At 57.9% G+C, this 15,124-nt stretch carries 20 protein-coding genes; 10 read left to right on the plus strand and 10 right to left on the minus strand.

Going from position 1 to position 15,124, the window contains the following annotated elements; genetic code table 11:
- Positions 1 to 99: 99 nt before the first annotated feature.
- The 3 genes from pmbA to JOE34_RS11105 all read left to right on the plus strand — a co-directional run bounded on the left by pmbA (position 100) and on the right by JOE34_RS11105 (position 2,808).
- Positions 100 to 1,446, plus strand: coding sequence for a metalloprotease PmbA (pmbA, locus tag JOE34_RS11095; protein ID WP_209995757.1), 1,347 nt, complete (start codon positions 100 to 102; stop codon positions 1,444 to 1,446).
- Between the two features lie 287 nt (positions 1,447 to 1,733).
- Positions 1,734 to 2,195: a tetratricopeptide repeat protein gene (locus tag JOE34_RS11100; RefSeq protein WP_024693379.1), complete on the plus strand. Its 462-nt coding sequence runs from the start codon at positions 1,734 to 1,736 to the stop codon at positions 2,193 to 2,195.
- A 1-nt stretch (position 2,196) separates the two neighbouring features.
- Complete coding sequence (locus JOE34_RS11105) at positions 2,197 to 2,808, plus strand: superoxide dismutase (RefSeq protein ID WP_003395233.1); 612 nt, start codon at positions 2,197 to 2,199, stop codon at positions 2,806 to 2,808.
- 165 nt (positions 2,809 to 2,973) lie between these two features.
- Here the strand turns inward: JOE34_RS11105 and JOE34_RS11110 are convergent, their stop codons facing one another.
- The 10 genes from JOE34_RS11110 to JOE34_RS11155 all read right to left on the minus strand — a co-directional run bounded on the left by JOE34_RS11110 (position 2,974) and on the right by JOE34_RS11155 (position 10,013).
- A complete protein-coding gene (locus tag JOE34_RS11110) occupies positions 2,974 to 3,246 on the minus strand; it encodes an HPr family phosphocarrier protein (protein WP_003395235.1) in 273 nt (90 codons plus the stop codon).
- Between the two features lie 15 nt (positions 3,247 to 3,261).
- Positions 3,262 to 4,119 carry an RNase adapter RapZ gene (rapZ, locus tag JOE34_RS11115; protein ID WP_003377550.1) on the minus strand — a complete coding sequence of 286 codons (858 nt, stop codon included), beginning with the start codon at positions 4,117 to 4,119 and terminating at the stop codon, positions 3,262 to 3,264.
- A gap of 2 nt (positions 4,120 to 4,121) precedes the next feature.
- Positions 4,122 to 4,586, minus strand: a complete 465-nt coding sequence (gene ptsN, locus JOE34_RS11120) for a PTS IIA-like nitrogen regulatory protein PtsN (RefSeq protein WP_003313596.1) — start codon at positions 4,584 to 4,586, stop codon at positions 4,122 to 4,124.
- Positions 4,587 to 4,596: 10 nt separating this feature from the next.
- Positions 4,597 to 4,905, minus strand: a complete 309-nt coding sequence (gene raiA, locus JOE34_RS11125; RefSeq protein WP_002555091.1) for a ribosome-associated translation inhibitor RaiA — start codon at positions 4,903 to 4,905, stop codon at positions 4,597 to 4,599.
- A 75-nt stretch (positions 4,906 to 4,980) separates the two neighbouring features.
- The gene (locus JOE34_RS11130) at positions 4,981 to 6,474 is read right to left on the minus strand and encodes an RNA polymerase factor sigma-54 (protein WP_003340639.1); all 1,494 of its coding nucleotides are present in this window, start codon (positions 6,472 to 6,474) and stop codon (positions 4,981 to 4,983) included.
- 183 nt (positions 6,475 to 6,657) lie between these two features.
- Positions 6,658 to 7,383 carry an LPS export ABC transporter ATP-binding protein gene (gene lptB / locus JOE34_RS11135; RefSeq protein ID WP_003313594.1) on the minus strand — a complete coding sequence of 242 codons (726 nt, stop codon included), beginning with the start codon at positions 7,381 to 7,383 and terminating at the stop codon, positions 6,658 to 6,660.
- Positions 7,384 to 7,932 carry a lipopolysaccharide transport periplasmic protein LptA gene (lptA, locus tag JOE34_RS11140; RefSeq protein ID WP_003424523.1) on the minus strand — a complete coding sequence of 183 codons (549 nt, stop codon included), beginning with the start codon at positions 7,930 to 7,932 and terminating at the stop codon, positions 7,384 to 7,386. It abuts the gene before it with no gap.
- Positions 7,919 to 8,491 (minus strand): LPS export ABC transporter periplasmic protein LptC, encoded by a 573-nt coding sequence (gene lptC / locus JOE34_RS11145; protein WP_003400249.1) that lies wholly within the window; start codon positions 8,489 to 8,491, stop codon positions 7,919 to 7,921. The genes lptA and lptC overlap by 14 nt, the downstream gene beginning before the upstream one ends.
- 8 nt (positions 8,492 to 8,499) lie before the next feature.
- On the minus strand, positions 8,500 to 9,039 hold the full coding sequence (locus tag JOE34_RS11150) for an HAD family hydrolase (RefSeq protein WP_004416184.1): 540 nt from the start codon (positions 9,037 to 9,039) through the stop codon (positions 8,500 to 8,502).
- Complete coding sequence (locus JOE34_RS11155) at positions 9,039 to 10,013, minus strand: KpsF/GutQ family sugar-phosphate isomerase (protein WP_003313590.1); 975 nt, start codon at positions 10,011 to 10,013, stop codon at positions 9,039 to 9,041. Before JOE34_RS11155 ends, JOE34_RS11150 begins: the two co-directional genes overlap by 1 nt.
- A 304-nt stretch (positions 10,014 to 10,317) precedes the next feature.
- Here JOE34_RS11155 and JOE34_RS11160 point away from each other — a divergent pair, with 304 nt between their 5' ends.
- The 7 genes from JOE34_RS11160 to murA all read left to right on the plus strand — a co-directional run bounded on the left by JOE34_RS11160 (position 10,318) and on the right by murA (position 14,997).
- Positions 10,318 to 11,127, plus strand: coding sequence for an ATP-binding cassette domain-containing protein (locus JOE34_RS11160; RefSeq protein WP_003313589.1), 810 nt, complete (start codon positions 10,318 to 10,320; stop codon positions 11,125 to 11,127).
- Positions 11,127 to 11,924 (plus strand): lipid asymmetry maintenance ABC transporter permease subunit MlaE, encoded by a 798-nt coding sequence (gene mlaE / locus JOE34_RS11165; protein WP_003313588.1) that lies wholly within the window; start codon positions 11,127 to 11,129, stop codon positions 11,922 to 11,924. Before JOE34_RS11160 ends, mlaE begins: the two co-directional genes overlap by 1 nt.
- Complete coding sequence (mlaD, locus tag JOE34_RS11170) at positions 11,924 to 12,391, plus strand: outer membrane lipid asymmetry maintenance protein MlaD (RefSeq protein WP_003313587.1); 468 nt, start codon at positions 11,924 to 11,926, stop codon at positions 12,389 to 12,391. The genes mlaE and mlaD overlap by 1 nt, the downstream gene beginning before the upstream one ends.
- Before the next feature lie 10 nt (positions 12,392 to 12,401).
- Positions 12,402 to 13,052 (plus strand): ABC transporter substrate-binding protein, encoded by a 651-nt coding sequence (locus JOE34_RS11175; protein ID WP_003395243.1) that lies wholly within the window; start codon positions 12,402 to 12,404, stop codon positions 13,050 to 13,052.
- Complete coding sequence (locus JOE34_RS11180; RefSeq protein WP_003313585.1) at positions 13,049 to 13,354, plus strand: STAS domain-containing protein; 306 nt, start codon at positions 13,049 to 13,051, stop codon at positions 13,352 to 13,354. Before JOE34_RS11175 ends, JOE34_RS11180 begins: the two co-directional genes overlap by 4 nt.
- Before the next feature lie 115 nt (positions 13,355 to 13,469).
- Positions 13,470 to 13,709, plus strand: coding sequence for a BolA family protein (locus tag JOE34_RS11185; protein WP_002555079.1), 240 nt, complete (start codon positions 13,470 to 13,472; stop codon positions 13,707 to 13,709).
- A gap of 22 nt (positions 13,710 to 13,731) precedes the next feature.
- On the plus strand, positions 13,732 to 14,997 hold the full coding sequence (gene murA, locus JOE34_RS11190) for a UDP-N-acetylglucosamine 1-carboxyvinyltransferase (protein ID WP_003395244.1): 1,266 nt from the start codon (positions 13,732 to 13,734) through the stop codon (positions 14,995 to 14,997).
- Positions 14,998 to 15,124: the final 127 nt, after the last annotated feature.

The following is a 15,124-nucleotide window of genomic DNA, read 5'->3' on the forward strand; positions in this document are numbered from 1 at the left end:
TCCGCAAAGAAACGCCGCCATGATAACCAGTCGTGGGCCGCTTGTCCGGCCCGGTCGGTATTCGGCCTGTGCTGAAAGAAGAATTTGATGGAGAAAGTCATGAGTGCAACCCAAAGCGTCGGCCCACAAGCCTTGCCCGAGCTGCAGGAACAGGTCGAGCAGATCATCGCCGAAGCCCGGCGTCAGGGCGCCAGCGCCTGCGAAGTCGCCGTGTCGGTGGACCAGGGGCTGTCGACATCGGTCCGTCAGCGTGAAGTCGAAACCGTCGAGTTCAACCGCGATCAGGGCTTTGGTATCACCCTGTATGTCGGACAGCGCAAGGGCTCGGCCAGCACGTCGGCAACCGGCGCCGATGCGATTCGTGAAACGGTCGCCGCTGCACTGGCGATTGCCGAACACACCTCCGAAGATGAAAGCTCCGGGCTGGCCGACGCTGCGCTGATGGCAAAAGAGGTCATGGATTTTGACCTTTATCACACCTGGGACATCACGCCCGAGCAAGCCATCGAGAAGGCGTTGCTCTGCGAAGCGGCGGCCTTCGATGCCGACAGCCGCATCAAGAACGCCGATGGCACCACGCTCAATACCCATCAGAGCTGCCGTGTATACGGCAACAGCAATGGCTTCATCGGTGGCTATGCGTCAACGCGGCACAGCCTCAGCTGTGTGATGATCGCCGAGGGCGAAGGCCAGATGCAGCGCGATTACTGGTATGACGTCAACCGCCAGGGCGAGCTGCTGGCCGATGCACAAAGCATTGGCCGCAAGGCTGCGTTGCGTGCAGCGAGCCGTCTGGGTGCGCGCCCTGTGCCGACCTGTGAAGTGCCGGTGCTGTTTGCTGCGGAGTTGGCAGGCGGCCTGTTCGGCAGCTTTCTGGGTGCGATTTCCGGCGGCACCCTGTACCGCAAATCGTCGTTCCTCGAAGGCGCGCTGGGTCAGCGCCTGTTCCCCGAGTGGATGACCATTGATGAACGCCCGCACCTGAAGCATGCGATGGGCAGTTCGGCGTTCGACAGTGATGGTCTGGCGACCTTCGCCAAACCATTCGTGGCAGGTGGGGATCTGGTTTCCTACGTGCTGAGCACGTATTCCGGCCGTAAGCTGGGCATGCCGAGCACCGCCAACGCGGGCGGTGTGCATAATCTGTTCGTCACCCACGGTTCGGACGACCAGGCTGCGCTGATCCGGCGCATGGGACGCGGCTTGCTGGTGACCGAACTGATGGGCAGTGGCCTGAACATGGTCACCGGCGACTATTCGCGCGGCGCGGCAGGGTTCTGGGTCGAGAATGGCGAGATTCAGTTCCCGGTTCAGGAAGTGACCATTGCCGGCAACATGCGCGACATGTTCAAGCAGATCGTCGCCGTCGGCAGCGATCTTGAGCTGCGCAGCAACATCCGCACCGGCTCGGTACTCATCGAGCGAATGACCGTAGCGGGTAGCTGATCAGCCTGCCTCGTCAGCCCCGCACCTGAATGAACGCGTGCCAATGCCGCATTGGCTTTGGCACGCAGTTCTCGACATTCCGTGTCACACATCCCGACTGCGCTTCGCCCCATGATCAAGAGCTATCGACAGCGTTTGCGGCCTTGCATCATCCCTCCTCAAGAATCAATCTCATCAACTCGCTTGTGTTGAGTCAAAATCTCATTTAATAATGAATATCATTTGAAGGTGTGCTGTGGCCGTCAGGATCAGTTGATCCGGCCAGCCTGCGCCTCTGGAGGTATGTCATGCAGCATTGGAAACGCACCATTGAACAGGCCAATCGCTGTTTCAGTCTCGGTGAGTGGGTCGAAGCCCGTGAGCTGTACCTTCAGGCGCTGGCCTTGGCGCAGGTGCTGTTCGAGCGGTGGGCGGATGTCGACGAAGCGGTCGCGGCCTGTGTGATTTCTCACCATAACCTGGCGGATCTGCACCTGAGTCTGGGTCAGCCGGAGGAGAGCGCCGAGTACCTGTGCGCCATCCACCAGCACCTGTTGCGGACCCTGCAGGATCAACGACTCCCGCCCGCCCTGCGCGAGGCGGCCTTGCGCCACAGCAGCAAAACCTACGCCGAGCTGCTGAGTTTCATCAGCGAACATGGCGAATACCCGCGCACTCACCGGTTGCTGAACAGCAGCAGCGAGCATACGCGCTCTGCGCTGCAGCGCCATTCTGCAGCCCCTTCCGGACTTTTCTACGGAGCACATTGAAATGCCATACACCTTGCCTGCACTGCCTTACGCATACGATGCCCTTGAACCGCATATCGATGCGCAAACCATGGAAATCCACTACACCAAGCATCACCAGACGTACATCAACAACCTCAATGCGGCAGTCGAAGGCACGGAGTTCGCCGACTGGTCTGTGGAGAAGCTGGTCGCCAGCGTCCAGCAGTTGCCTGAAAACCTGCGTCCAGCGGTGATCAATCAGGGTGGCGGCCATGCCAATCATTCGTTGTTCTGGGAAGTCATGGTGCCGGGCGGTGGAGGCTTGCCTTCAGGCGCTGTTGCGTCGGCCATTGATGAGCAACTGGGCGGCTATGAAAGCTTCAAGGAGGCATTCACCAAGGCTGCGTTGACCCGTTTTGGCAGTGGCTGGGCATGGCTGAGCGTCACGCCTGACAAGAAGCTGGTAGTGGAAAGCAGCGGTAATCAGGACAGCCCGTTGATGAACGGCAACACGCCGATTCTGGGGCTGGACGTGTGGGAGCACGCTTACTACCTGCGCTATCAGAACCGTCGTCCCGAATACATCAATGCGTTCTATAACGTGATCAATTGGGATGAGGTGTCTCGCCGTTATCAGGCCGCCCTGGCCTGACTTCTGTAACCTGACCCAATGCAGTTTATGCGCTCAGGGATATTCGCCATCGGCCGAGTGCGGTTGTTGCGTCAGGCAGTCGGCACCGTACTGCTGATGGCGGGTATAGCGTTACTGGTCGCTCATGGGGTGAGCTGGCTGCGAATGCACTGGTGACGGGTGGGCTTACTCGCCCTCATCAAACTTGTTATCAATCAGCTCAACCAGTCCGTCGAGTGCTTCCTGTTCGAATTCACCTTCGGTGTGCAGGTGGATCTCGGTGCCCTTGCCGGCAGCCAGCATCATCACGGCCATGATGCTTTTGCCGTCGACCATGCTCTCCGGAGTGCGGCCGACCCTGATCTTGCAAGGGAACTTGCCGGCGACGCCGACGAATTTGGCGGCGGCGCGGGCGTGCAGGCCCAGTTTGTTGATGATGGTGATTTGACGAACGGGCATCGCAGTGTAAATCCTTCAGCTGAGGTCGCGGTGGCGGACCTGAACGTTCTTGAGTGATTGTTGCAAGACCTGGCCAAGCCGTTCGGTCAGGTAGACGGAGCGGTGATGCCCGCCGGTGCAACCGATGGCAATGGTAACGTAAGAGCGGTTGCTGGCTGCGAAGCGCGGTAGCCATTTATTGAGGTAGGAGAAGATATCCTGGAACATCTCTTCTACATCGGCCTGCGCGGACAGATAGTCGATAACCGGTTGTTCCAGGCCCGAATGGTCGCGCAGCTCAGGCTTCCAATAAGGGTTGGGCAGGCAACGCACGTCAAATACCAAGTCTGCATCGACAGGCATGCCACGCTTGAAGCCAAACGACTCGATCAGGAACGCCGTACCCGGCTCGGGCTTGTTCAGCAGGCGCAGTTTCAGTGCGTCACGCAGCTGGTACAGGTTTAGGTGAGTGGTGTTGATCTTCAGATCGGCCAGGTCGATGATCGGGCCGAGCAGGGTGGTCTCGTCCCGTATCGCCTCAGCCAGCGAGCGGTCCGCTGTGCTCAGCGGGTGGCGACGTCGGGTTTCTGAGAAACGCTTGAGCAGGGTGGCTTCGTCGGCGTCCAGGTAAAGCACGTCGCATTGGATATTGCGTGAACGCACTTCATCCAGCATCTGCGGGAAGCGTGTGAGGTGGCTGGGCAGATTGCGTGCATCAATGGAAACTGCCAGCAGCGGTTCAGCCAGTTCGGTGTTGATCAGCGCGCGTTCGGCCAGTTCCGGCAGCAGGCCGGCTGGCAGGTTGTCGACGCAATAGAAACCGTTGTCTTCCAGCACATCGAGCGCCGTACTCTTGCCTGAGCCGGAGCGGCCGCTGACGATGATCATGCGCATGGTCAGTGGCCGTTCTGCACGTCCAGCACCACTTGATAAAGCGCTTCACCGCTTTTGGCACTGCGTAGGCGTTCACGCACATCGGCGCGGTCAAGCATGCTTGCGATCTGGCGCAGCAGCTCCAGGTGTGCATCGGTGGCGGCTTGCGGGACCAGCAACACGAAAAGCAGGTCCACTGGTGCGCCATCGATAGCATCGAAGTTGATAGGGTTGGTGAGGTGAATGACCGCACTGACGGGTTCTTCACAGCCGGGGAGGCGGCAATGAGGGATGGCAATACCGTTGCCAAAACCGGTCGAGCCCAGCTTTTCGCGGGCAACGAGGCTTCCAAGCACCGTCTCGAAATCCATGCCCGGTACTTCACGAGCGATCAGATTGGCGATGTCTTCGAGTACACGCTTTTTGCTGTCACCCGGCACGTCCACGAGCGAACGGCCGGGGGTCAGGATATTTTCGATTCGGATCATTAAATGGGCGTTAGCGAGCGGCCGCACCTTTGAGGATGCTTTGCTGCTTTTCCTTATGCTTGAGCAATTGTCGATCTAGCTTGTCAGTGAGCAGGTCGATGGCAGCGTACATGTCATCATGTTCAGCATTGGCAACGACCTCTCCACCATGGATGTGCAACGTGGCTTCGATCTTCTGCTTGAGCTTTTCGACCGTCATCGTGACCTGCACGTTGGTAATCTTGTCAAAATGCCCCTCGAGCTTCTTGAGCTTGAGCTCAACGTATTCACGAAGGGGTTTGGTCACTTCCAGTTGGTGTCCACTGATGTTGACTTGCATACAGCTTTCTCCTTTGCCAGTGCATAAAGAGGCAGGCATGGCGCCTGCCACTGGGACGCTGTGGCTCGGCCTGTATCACATCAGTCGCTTACGCTCACTGGAAGGGGCGATCCCGAGAGACTCACGGTACTTGGCGACTGTGCGACGGGCTACTTGAATGCCTTGTGCCTCCAGTAAACCAGCGATCTTGCTATCACTCAACGGCTTTTTCTGATTTTCCGCCGCAACCAGTTTTTTGATGATTGCGCGAATTGCCGTGGACGAGCATTCGCCGCCCTCGGAGGTGCTCACATGGCTTGAGAAGAAGTATTTCAGCTCGTAAATGCCACGTGGGGTGTGCATGAATTTCTGCGTGGTCACCCGCGAGATGGTCGACTCGTGCATGCCCACTGCTTCGGCAATGTCGTGGAGGACGAGCGGCTTCATGGCCTCGTCGCCGTACTCGAGAAAACCGCGCTGATGTTCGACGATCTGCGTGGCGACCTTCATCAGTGTTTCGTTGCGGCTTTGCAGGCTCTTGATGAACCAGCGTGCTTCCTGCAACTGATTGCGCATGAAGGTGTTGTCTGCGCTAGTGTCGGCGCGTCGCACGAAGCCTGCGTATTGCGGATTGACGCGCAGGCGTGGCACCGACTCCTGATTGAGTTCGACCAGCCAGCGTTCGTTGTCCTTGCGCACGATGACGTCCGGAATGACGTATTCGGCTTCGGTGGATTCGATCTGCGAGCCTGGACGCGGGTTGAGGCTCTGCACCAGCTCGATGACCTGGCGCAGCTCGTCTTCCTTGAGCTTCATGCGCCGCATCAGCTGGCCGTAATCGCGGCTTCCGAGCAGGTCGATGTAGTCGCTGACCAGGCGTTGTGCTTCTGTCAGCCAAGGTGTTTTCGCCGGCAGTTGGCGCAGTTGCAGCAGCAAGCATTCGCTCAGGTTGCGTGCGCCGATGCCGGCAGGTTCAAACTGCTGGATGCGGTGCAGTACCGCTTCGATTTCGTCGAGCTCTATGTCCAGTTCGGGGTCGAACGACTCGAGAATCTCATCGAGCGTCTCGTCGAGGTAGCCCTGGTTGTTGATGCAGTCGATCAGCGTGACCGCCACCAGGCGATCCTTGTCGGACATCGGCGCAACATTCAGTTGCCACAGCAGGTGGCTTTGCAGGCTTTCGCCCACAGAGGTGCGTGTGGTGAAGTCCCACTCGTCATCATCATTGCTTGGCAGGCTGCTGGCGCTGGTCTGGTAGATGTCTTCCCATGCAGTATCGACGGGCAACTCATTGGGAATGCGTTCGTTCCATTCGCCTTCTTCAAGGTTATCCACGGTAGGCGCGGATTCCTGATAAGTCGGCTCCTGAACGTCGGGGTTGGGCTTTTGTTCGATGTTGTCGGCAAGCGGGTCGGAGTGGTCGAAGTCGTCGCCTTCTTCCTGCCGCTCCAGCATAGGGTTTGACTCCAGCGCTTCCTGGATCTCCTGCTGGAGATCCAGAGTGGAAAGCTGAAGTAAGCGGATTGCCTGTTGCAGCTGCGGTGTCATCGTCAGCTGCTGGCCCATTCTCAAGACTAGCGATGGTTTCATGGCAGGGGCTAAACACCTTATTCGCCGGCGCGCATGCGCCATCTACTACAGGCGCCGTGGCGCCAACTTAAGCAAATTATATGCCTGAAACCTGTACGTTTGCCTAGAGTGGTATGACAAATAAAATGTTGTCAATACACTGCGTAGGCATCAATCGGCTGCGAAGCGCAACGGGGCAGTCGATTAAAGGCGGAACTCGTGGCCGAGGTAGACCTCTTTCACCAGCTGATTCGCCAGAATGGTCTCGGAGTCGCCTTCCGCAATCAGCTGTCCATCGTTGACGATGTAGGCCATTTCGCAGATATCCAGCGTTTCCCGGACGTTGTGGTCAGTGATCAGTACACCGATACCCTTGGCCTTGAGATGGTGAATGATCTGCTTGATGTCGCCTACCGAAATAGGGTCGACACCTGCGAACGGTTCATCCAGCAGGATGAATTTCGGTGCGGTGGCCAAGGCTCGAGCGATTTCCACGCGGCGACGTTCACCGCCGGACAGGCTCATGCCCAGGTTGTCGCGGATATGGGTGATGTGGAACTCCTGCAGGAGGCTTTCCAGTTCCTTGCGGCGCGCACCGGCATCGAGCTCCTTGCGGGTCTCGAGAATCGCCATGATGTTGTCGGACACCGACAGCTTGCGGAAAATCGAGGCTTCCTGAGGCAGATAGCCGATGCCCGCGCGGGCGCGACCGTGCATGGGTTGATGGCTGACATCCAGATCGTCAATCAGCACACGACCCTGATCAGCCTGGACCAGACCCACTATCATGTAGAAACAGGTGGTCTTGCCGGCGCCGTTCGGGCCCAGCAGGCCGACGATCTGGCCGCTGTCGATGGAAATGCTCACATCGCGCACGACCTGCCGGCTTTTGTAGCTTTTAGCCAGATGCTGGGCTTTGAGCGTCGCCATTTACTGGGCCTTCTGAGGTTGATCGGTTTTCTTTTTCGGCTGGATGACCATGTCGATACGCGGACGTGGCGTAGTCACCTTGGCGCCGCCATTGGCCCGACCGGCGGTGACGACTTGTCTAACCGTGTCGTAGACGATTTTCTCGCCTTCCGAGGTGTTGCCATCATTGATGACCTTGGCCTTGTCGATCAGGACGATACGGTCCTGGCCAGCGTAATACTGGATGGTGACGGCATAGGCCTGCACGATCGGTTTGTCTACGGCAGGCTTCTGCTCGTAGTAAGCCAGGTTACCGACGGAGGTGAAGACGTCGACTTCGCCCTGGGCATTACGCGTGATTGTCACGGTGTTGCCCGTGATTTTCATCGAGCCCTGAGTGATGATGACATTGCCCTTGTAAGTAGCCACGCCTTTCTTATCATCGAGCTGAGCATCGTCAGACTGGATGTGGATAGGCTGATCTCGGTCGGTTGGCAGGGACCAGGCGCTCGCGCTTCCCAGTGCTGCGCCCAGGCCGAGCAATAAAGGAAGAGTTTTAACGAGCCTCATACTGTCCTCTTACGTTGGACAGCAGGTCCATCCTGCTGTCTTTCAAATACGCTTTCATTCCCTTGGCCGTAGTGACACCGCCCGCGCCGTCGATTCTAACGTCTTGGTCGGTCTGCGCATATTCCTTCTGAGGAAATACGGTCATGCGGCTGCTGGTAATAATGGTCGTGCGCTGTTTTTCATCGGTGCGTTCAACACGAACGGAATCCATCAGCTCGACCTGATCGCCGTCGGACGAAACTTCACCTCGTTTGCTTTGCACGTGCCACGGAAATGCTCCGCCGCGGTACATGTTCAGATTGGGTGTCGTCAGCAGGCTCACATCTGTGGCCTTCACATGCTCGACCTTGTCGGAGGTCATGTCGTACTGAAGTGTGCCGTCTGGCAGGTACTGCACGCTGCGAGTATTGATCGCATAGTAGTCGATCGCCGTGTCGTCAAGCGACGCATCAGGCTGGTCCATGAAGCTTTCCGGGCTGATGTTCCAGTAACCGACCGCTGCCAGCAGCAGCGCCAGTACCCCGAGAAGCAGGAACTTGCGAATTTTTTTAGTGAACATAATGGCTTCTATAAATAGGCGGAGTGAGCCGCTTCAAGGTTGCCTTGCGCACTCAGAATCAGTTCGCAGAATTCGCGCGCTGCACCTTCGCCGCCTCGCGCCCTGGTTATCCCGTGTGCGTGCTCGCGTACAAAGCCGGCAGCATTGGCCACTGCCATGCCCAGACCGACGCGTCTGATGACGGGCAAGTCTGGCAGATCATCACCCAGATAGGCGACCTGTTCGTAACTCAGGTTGAGTTCTGCCAGCAACTTGTCCAGTACCACCAGTTTGTCTTCACGTCCCTGAAACAGGTGTTCAATGCCCAGGCTCTTTGCCCGGCGCTCGACTATCGCGGTCTTGCGGCCACTGATGATCGCGGTGGTGACCCCCGAGGCTATCAGCATTTTAATGCCTTGGCCGTCGAGAGTATTGAATGTCTTGATCTCGCTGCCATCTTCCATGAAGTAAAGGCGGCCATCTGTCAGCACGCCATCGACATCGAAGATTGCCAGCTTGATGGCCTTGCCGCGTTGCATGAGATCCTGGGTCATTATTTCGGTTTCCATTACATGACGCCTGCGCGCAGGAGATCCTGCAGATTGAATGCGCCAACCGGACGGTCGTTCTGATCTACGACAACAAGCGCACTGATTTTGTTGTCCTCCATGATCTTCAGCGCCTCGGCAGCGAGCATCTCGGCATGGGCGGTCTTGCCATGAAGCGTCATGACCTCATCGATGATGGTCTGGCGGATATCGACAGGCCGGTCCAATGTCCGGCGCAAGTCTCCGTCAGTGAAGATGCCGGCCAGTGTGCCGTCGGCCTCGACGATAGCCGTCATGCCCAGACCTTTACGAGTCATTTCAAGCAGCGCGTCGCGCAGCAGAGTGCCGCGTTGCACGCTGGGCAGTGATTCGCCGGAGTGCATCACATTCTCGACCTTGAGCAGCAGGCGGCGACCCAATGCGCCGCCCGGATGGGAGAATGCGAAATCTTCGGCGGTAAAACCACGTGCGTCGAGCAGCGCCACGGCGAGAGCGTCGCCCATGACCAGTGCGGCGGTCGTCGAGGACGTCGGTGCCAGGTTGAGCGGGCAGGCCTCATGCACGACATGCGCGTTGAGGTTGATGTCGGCAGCCTTGGCCAGAATGGACTCGGAGTCGCCGGTCAGGCTGATCATCTTTATGCCCAGGCGCTTGATCAGTGGCAGCAGGGTGACGATTTCGTTGGTGCTGCCGGAGTTCGACAGGGCCAGGATGATGTCATCGCGGGTGATCATGCCCATGTCGCCGTGGCTGGCTTCGGCCGGATGCACGAAAAACGAGGTGGTGCCGGTGCTCGCCAGTGTGGCAGCGATCTTGTTGCCGATGTGTCCGGACTTGCCCATCCCGACCACGACCACACGCCCTTTGCTGGCGAGGATCATTTCGCACGCGCGCACGAAGTCGCCGTCAAGACGTTCAAGAAGGCCTTGTATGGCTTCTATCTCAAGGCGAATGGTGCGTTGCGCCGATTGGATCAGGTCACTGGATTGGTTCATGTCTGGAGAGGATCAGCCTGCTGAAAGGCGGCGATTATAGCTGTAATGAACGATTCCCTCACGTCTGATCGTCGTTGTGTTGTTTTTAAACGAATTTCCTACGCACCTGCGTGTCTGTATTCAAGCCTGTGGCCATAACATTGTGGTACAGAATAATTCAGCGAATACCTGAACCGCTCGGTTCTCTTCTTGGGGGCGGGTGGCTGCGGTGATATAGTTCGCGGCCTGTTCGGCACGCCTGGGCGGCCTCTCGGTGTTCAAAAACCGGCGGCTCGGGGTGGAAGCTGTATCGCAAGGAGTTTAGATGAGTCCTGATGACGCCTATGCGGTCGAGTTGAAAGGTGTGTCTTTCAAACGCGGTGCGCGCAGCATTTTCAATAACGTTGATATTCGTATTCCGCGCGGCAAGGTCACCGGGATCATGGGGCCGTCAGGCTGCGGCAAGACGACCCTGCTGCGCCTGATGGGTGCCCAGTTGCGCCCGAGCGAAGGGCAGGTGTGGGTCAACGGCCAGAATCTGCCGGAGCTGTCGCGCAGTGATCTGTTCGATGCCCGCAAGCAGATGGGCGTTTTGTTTCAGAGCGGTGCGCTGTTTACCGATCTGGATGTTTTCGAAAACGTCGCCTTTCCCCTGCGCGTGCACACCGAGCTGCCGGAAGAAATGATCCGCGACATCGTTCTGCTCAAGCTTCAGGCCGTAGGCCTGCGCGGCGCGGTGGAGCTGATGCCGGACGAATTGTCGGGCGGCATGAAGCGTCGTGTCGCGCTGGCGCGCGCAATCGCTCTTGATCCGCAGATTCTCATGTATGACGAGCCCTTCGTCGGGCAGGACCCGATTGCGATGGGGGTGCTGGTGCGTCTGATCCGCCTGCTCAACGACGCGCTGGGTATTACCAGCATCGTGGTGTCGCATGACCTCAGCGAGACTGCGAGCATTGCCGACTACCTATATGTTGTCGGCGACGGGCAGGTGCTGGGGCAGGGTACGCCTCAGGAACTGATGTCCTCGGACAATCCACGTATTCGTCAATTCATGACCGGCGAGCCTGACGGTCCTGTACCGTTCCACTATCCGGCGCCGGATTTTCGCGAAGATCTATTGGGGAAGCGCTGATGCGCAATAAGTCACTGATGGACCGGGTTCGCCTGCTGGGGCGGTCGGCCATTGATATTGTTACTGTTCTGGGGCGCTCCGGTCTGTTTCTGGTGCATGCCTTGCTCGGTCGCGGCGGTGCGGGCAGCAGTTTTCAATTGCTGGTCAGGCAGCTGTATTCGGTAGGTGTCATGTCGCTGGTCATCATTGTGGTGTCCGGCATGTTTATCGGCATGGTACTGGCGCTGCAGGGTTTCAGCATTCTGACCAAATACGGTTCGGAGCAGGCGGTCGGCCAGATGGTTGCCCTGACCCTGCTGCGTGAGCTTGGTCCTGTGGTGACGGCCTTGCTGTTCGCCGGTCGTGCAGGGTCGGCATTGACCGCCGAGATTGGCAACATGAAATCCACCGAGCAGCTGTCGAGCCTTGAAATGATCGGTGTCGACCCGCTCAAGTACATCGTTGCGCCGCGTCTGTGGGCCGGGTTCATCTCGCTGCCGATTCTGGCGATGATTTTCAGCGTGGTCGGTATCTGGGGCGCTTCCTGGGTGGCGATCGATTGGCTGGGAGTCTATGACGGTTCTTTCTGGTCGAACATGCAGAACAGCGTTTCTTTCACGAACGATGTGCTCAATGGGGTGATCAAAAGCGTCGTATTTGCCTTCGTGGTGACATGGATTGCCGTTTTCCAGGGTTACGATTGCGAGCCTACTTCCGAGGGGATCAGTCGCGCGACGACCAGAACCGTCGTTTACGCCTCGTTGGCCGTGCTGGGACTGGACTTTATTTTGACCGCTTTGATGTTTGGAGATTTCTGATGCAAAACCGTGCCATCGAAACCGGAGTCGGTCTGTTCCTGCTGGCGGGGATACTGGCTCTGCTCCTGCTGGCCCTGCGAGTCAGTGGTCTGAGCACGAGCGCAAGCACCGACACCTATAAACTTTATGCCTACTTCGACAATATTGCCGGTTTGACTGTCAGAGCCAAGGTAAGCATGGCTGGTGTCACGATCGGCAAGGTGACGGCGATCGATCTGGATCGCGATACCTTTACCGGTCGCGTCACACTGGAAATTCAGAAGAAGGTCGATAACCTGCCTTCGGACTCGACTGCGTCGATTCTGACGGCCGGTTTGCTGGGTGAAAAATACATTGGTCTCAGCGTCGGTGGCGATGACAAGCTGCTCAAGGATGGCGGGACTATCCATGACACGCAGTCGTCGCTGGTGCTGGAAGACCTGATCGGAAAATTCCTGCTCAATACTGTTAGTAAAGACGCCAAGTGAGGAGCTTCAAATGATCTCTATTCTGCGCCGTGGCCTGCTGGTATTGCTGGCCACTCTGCCAATGCTGGCGAATGCCGCGGCCACCCCGTCGGCTCATGACCTGGTGGAGCGCACCACCAAGGAACTGTTGAGTGACCTGGCGACCAATCGCGAGCAGTACAAAGCCAACCCAAGCGCGTTCTACGATGCACTGAACCGCATCGTCGGTCCTGTCGTGGATGCCGATGGCATCTCCAAAAGCATCATGACCGTGAAGTATTCCCGCAAGGCGAGTCCCGAACAGGTGAAGCGTTTCGAGGAAAACTTCAAGCGAAGCCTGATGCAGTTCTATGGCAATGCCTTGCTTGAATTCAACAATCAGGGCATCACCGTCGCACCTGCCAAGGACGAAGGCAATGACCGCACCAGCGTTGACATGCAGGTCAAGGGCAGTAACGGCGCGGTTTATCCGGTGTCCTACACGCTGGTCAAACTGAACGACGAGTGGAAAGTGCGTAACGTTGTCATCAACGGTATCAATATCGGCAAACTGTTCCGTGATCAGTTCGCTGATGCGATGCAGCGCAACGGCAACAACCTGGACACCACCATCAACAACTGGGCTGGCGAAGTGGCCAAGACCAAATCTACCGTCGATGCTACGCAGAAGCCGGTGCAATGACCGAATCTGCCGTTCGCCTTGTCGGGCCGGGTGAGCTCAGGCTGATTGGTGTGCTGGATTACCGCACAGGGCCGCAACTGCGCAAGCAGGGTGCGGCACTGATCAAATCCGGTGATCTTGCAGACCTCACGCTGGACTGCTCGGGTGTCGAGAAGTCCAGCAGCGTCGGTCTGGCCTTGTTGCTGGCGTTCATGCGCGATGCCCGGGATGCGGGCAAGTCCATGACGTTGCGCTCGCTCCCCGAAGACATGCGCCAGATAGCTCGCGTATCAGGTTTGACCGAGCTGCTGGACGCCCACTGAAAAGCACTATCGAAAAAGCCCTTTATCCGGGACCTGCTTGTCGGGCTTCGCATAACATGGGCTTTTTTTGTATGATGCCAGACCCGCGCGCGTACAGCGCCGATCGAGGTTAAGCATGCAGGCCGTAGAAGTTAAAAGCTTCCTTGAAGGAAAGCTGCCGGAAATCAAAGTGGAAGTCGAAGGCGAAGGCTGCAACTTCCAGCTGAATATCATCAGCGACGAGTTGGCCGGCCTGAGCCCGGTCAAACGTCAGCAACAGATTTATACCCATCTGAACCCCTGGATTGCCGATGGCAGCATCCACGCGGTGACCATGAAATTTTTCAGCCGCGCTGCATGGGCCGAGCGTTCCTGAGCCAATTGGTGTCGAGACTCTAATGGATAAACTGATTATTACCGGCGGCGTTCGTCTTGATGGCGAAATTCGCATTTCCGGGGCAAAGAACTCTGCCCTGCCGATCCTTGCCGCCACGTTGCTGGCGGACGGACCCGTCACTGTTCAGAACCTGCCGCACCTGCACGACATCACGACCATGATCGAGCTGTTCGGTCGCATGGGCATCGAGCCTGTGATCGACGAAAAGCTCAGTGTCGAAATCGACCCGCGAACCATCAAGACTCTGGTCGCGCCGTACGAACTGGTGAAAACCATGCGTGCGTCGATTCTGGTGCTGGGCCCGATGGTCGCTCGCTTCGGCGAGGCCGAAGTGGCTCTGCCAGGTGGCTGTGCCATCGGTTCGCGTCCGGTCGACCTGCACATCCGTGGCCTTGAAGCCATGGGCGCGATCATTGACGTCGAAGGTGGCTACATCAAGGCCAAGGCACCCGAGGGTGGCTTGCGCGGTGCCAACTTCTTCTTCGATACCGTGAGCGTGACCGGTACTGAAAACATCATGATGGCTGCCAGCCTCGCCAACGGTCGCAGCGTGCTGCAGAACGCCGCGCGCGAGCCAGAGGTTGTCGATCTGGCCAACTTCCTGATTGCAATGGGTGCCAAGATCCACGGCGCAGGTACCGATACCATCACCATCGATGGCGTCAAGCGTCTGGGCCCGGCCACCTACAAGGTCATGCCCGACCGTATCGAAACCGGCACCTATCTGGTGGCCGCTGCCGTTACCGGCGGTCGCGTCAAGGTCAAGGACACCGATCCGACCATCCTCGAAGCTGTGCTGCTCAAGCTTCAGGAAGCCGGTGCGGAAATTACGACCGGTGAAGACTGGATCGAGCTGAACATGCACGGCAAGCGTCCAAAGGCGGTCAATGTGCGTACTGCGCCTTATCCGGCGTTCCCGACCGACATGCAGGCGCAGTTCATCTCGCTCAACGCGATTGCCGAAGGCACGGGGGCGGTCATCGAGACCATCTTCGAAAACCGCTTCATGCACGTGTATGAAATGCACCGCATGGGCGCTCAGATTCAGGTTGAAGGCAACACCGCCATTGTTACCGGCACCGAAGTGCTCAAGGGCGCGCCAGTCATGGCGACCGACCTGCGTGCATCGGCCAGTCTGGTGATCTCGGCGCTGGTTGCCCAGGGCGACACGCTGATCGACCGCATCTACCACATAGACCGTGGTTACGAGTGCATCGAAGAGAAGCTGCAAATGCTGGGTGCCAAGATCCGCCGCGTTCCGGGCTAGCAGCATGCGGTCCTGATGCCACTGGCATCGGGGCCGCCTGTTCTGTCGCGGGTGTAATTTCTGATTCGTTTCACTTCAGGTCAACAGGCCTGAGGGTTGTCATGCGCCGCTTGCGTCGTGACAAAAG

It is taken from the genome of Pseudomonas sp. PvP028 (assembly GCF_017832255.1).
In the GTDB taxonomy this organism is placed as follows: Bacteria; Pseudomonadota; Gammaproteobacteria; order Pseudomonadales; family Pseudomonadaceae; genus Aquipseudomonas; species Aquipseudomonas syringae.

Excerpts from the sequence above, each read along its gene's own strand:
- pmbA (WP_209995757.1), top strand. The coding sequence starts at position 100 with ATGAGTGCAACCCAAAGCGTCGGCCCACAAGCCTTGCCCGAGCTGCAG.
- JOE34_RS11100 (WP_024693379.1), top strand. The coding sequence starts at position 1,734 with ATGCAGCATTGGAAACGCACCATTGAACAGGCCAATCGCTGTTTCAGT.
- JOE34_RS11105 (WP_003395233.1), top strand. The coding sequence starts at position 2,197 with ATGCCATACACCTTGCCTGCACTGCCTTACGCATACGATGCCCTTGAA.
- JOE34_RS11110 (WP_003395235.1), bottom strand. The coding sequence starts at position 3,246 with ATGCCCGTTCGTCAAATCACCATCATCAACAAACTGGGCCTGCACGCC.
- rapZ (WP_003377550.1), bottom strand. The coding sequence starts at position 4,119 with ATGCGCATGATCATCGTCAGCGGCCGCTCCGGCTCAGGCAAGAGTACG.
- ptsN (WP_003313596.1), bottom strand. The coding sequence starts at position 4,586 with ATGATCCGAATCGAAAATATCCTGACCCCCGGCCGTTCGCTCGTGGAC.
- raiA (WP_002555091.1), bottom strand. The coding sequence starts at position 4,905 with ATGCAAGTCAACATCAGTGGACACCAACTGGAAGTGACCAAACCCCTT.
- JOE34_RS11130 (WP_003340639.1), bottom strand. The coding sequence starts at position 6,474 with ATGAAACCATCGCTAGTCTTGAGAATGGGCCAGCAGCTGACGATGACA.
- lptB (WP_003313594.1), bottom strand. The coding sequence starts at position 7,383 with ATGGCGACGCTCAAAGCCCAGCATCTGGCTAAAAGCTACAAAAGCCGG.
- lptA (WP_003424523.1), bottom strand. The coding sequence starts at position 7,932 with ATGAGGCTCGTTAAAACTCTTCCTTTATTGCTCGGCCTGGGCGCAGCA.
- lptC (WP_003400249.1), bottom strand. The coding sequence starts at position 8,491 with ATGTTCACTAAAAAAATTCGCAAGTTCCTGCTTCTCGGGGTACTGGCG.
- JOE34_RS11150 (WP_004416184.1), bottom strand. The coding sequence starts at position 9,039 with ATGGAAACCGAAATAATGACCCAGGATCTCATGCAACGCGGCAAGGCC.
- JOE34_RS11155 (WP_003313590.1), bottom strand. The coding sequence starts at position 10,013 with ATGAACCAATCCAGTGACCTGATCCAATCGGCGCAACGCACCATTCGC.
- JOE34_RS11160 (WP_003313589.1), top strand. The coding sequence starts at position 10,318 with ATGAGTCCTGATGACGCCTATGCGGTCGAGTTGAAAGGTGTGTCTTTC.
- mlaE (WP_003313588.1), top strand. The coding sequence starts at position 11,127 with ATGCGCAATAAGTCACTGATGGACCGGGTTCGCCTGCTGGGGCGGTCG.
- mlaD (WP_003313587.1), top strand. The coding sequence starts at position 11,924 with ATGCAAAACCGTGCCATCGAAACCGGAGTCGGTCTGTTCCTGCTGGCG.
- JOE34_RS11175 (WP_003395243.1), top strand. The coding sequence starts at position 12,402 with ATGATCTCTATTCTGCGCCGTGGCCTGCTGGTATTGCTGGCCACTCTG.
- JOE34_RS11180 (WP_003313585.1), top strand. The coding sequence starts at position 13,049 with ATGACCGAATCTGCCGTTCGCCTTGTCGGGCCGGGTGAGCTCAGGCTG.
- JOE34_RS11185 (WP_002555079.1), top strand. The coding sequence starts at position 13,470 with ATGCAGGCCGTAGAAGTTAAAAGCTTCCTTGAAGGAAAGCTGCCGGAA.
- murA (WP_003395244.1), top strand. The coding sequence starts at position 13,732 with ATGGATAAACTGATTATTACCGGCGGCGTTCGTCTTGATGGCGAAATT.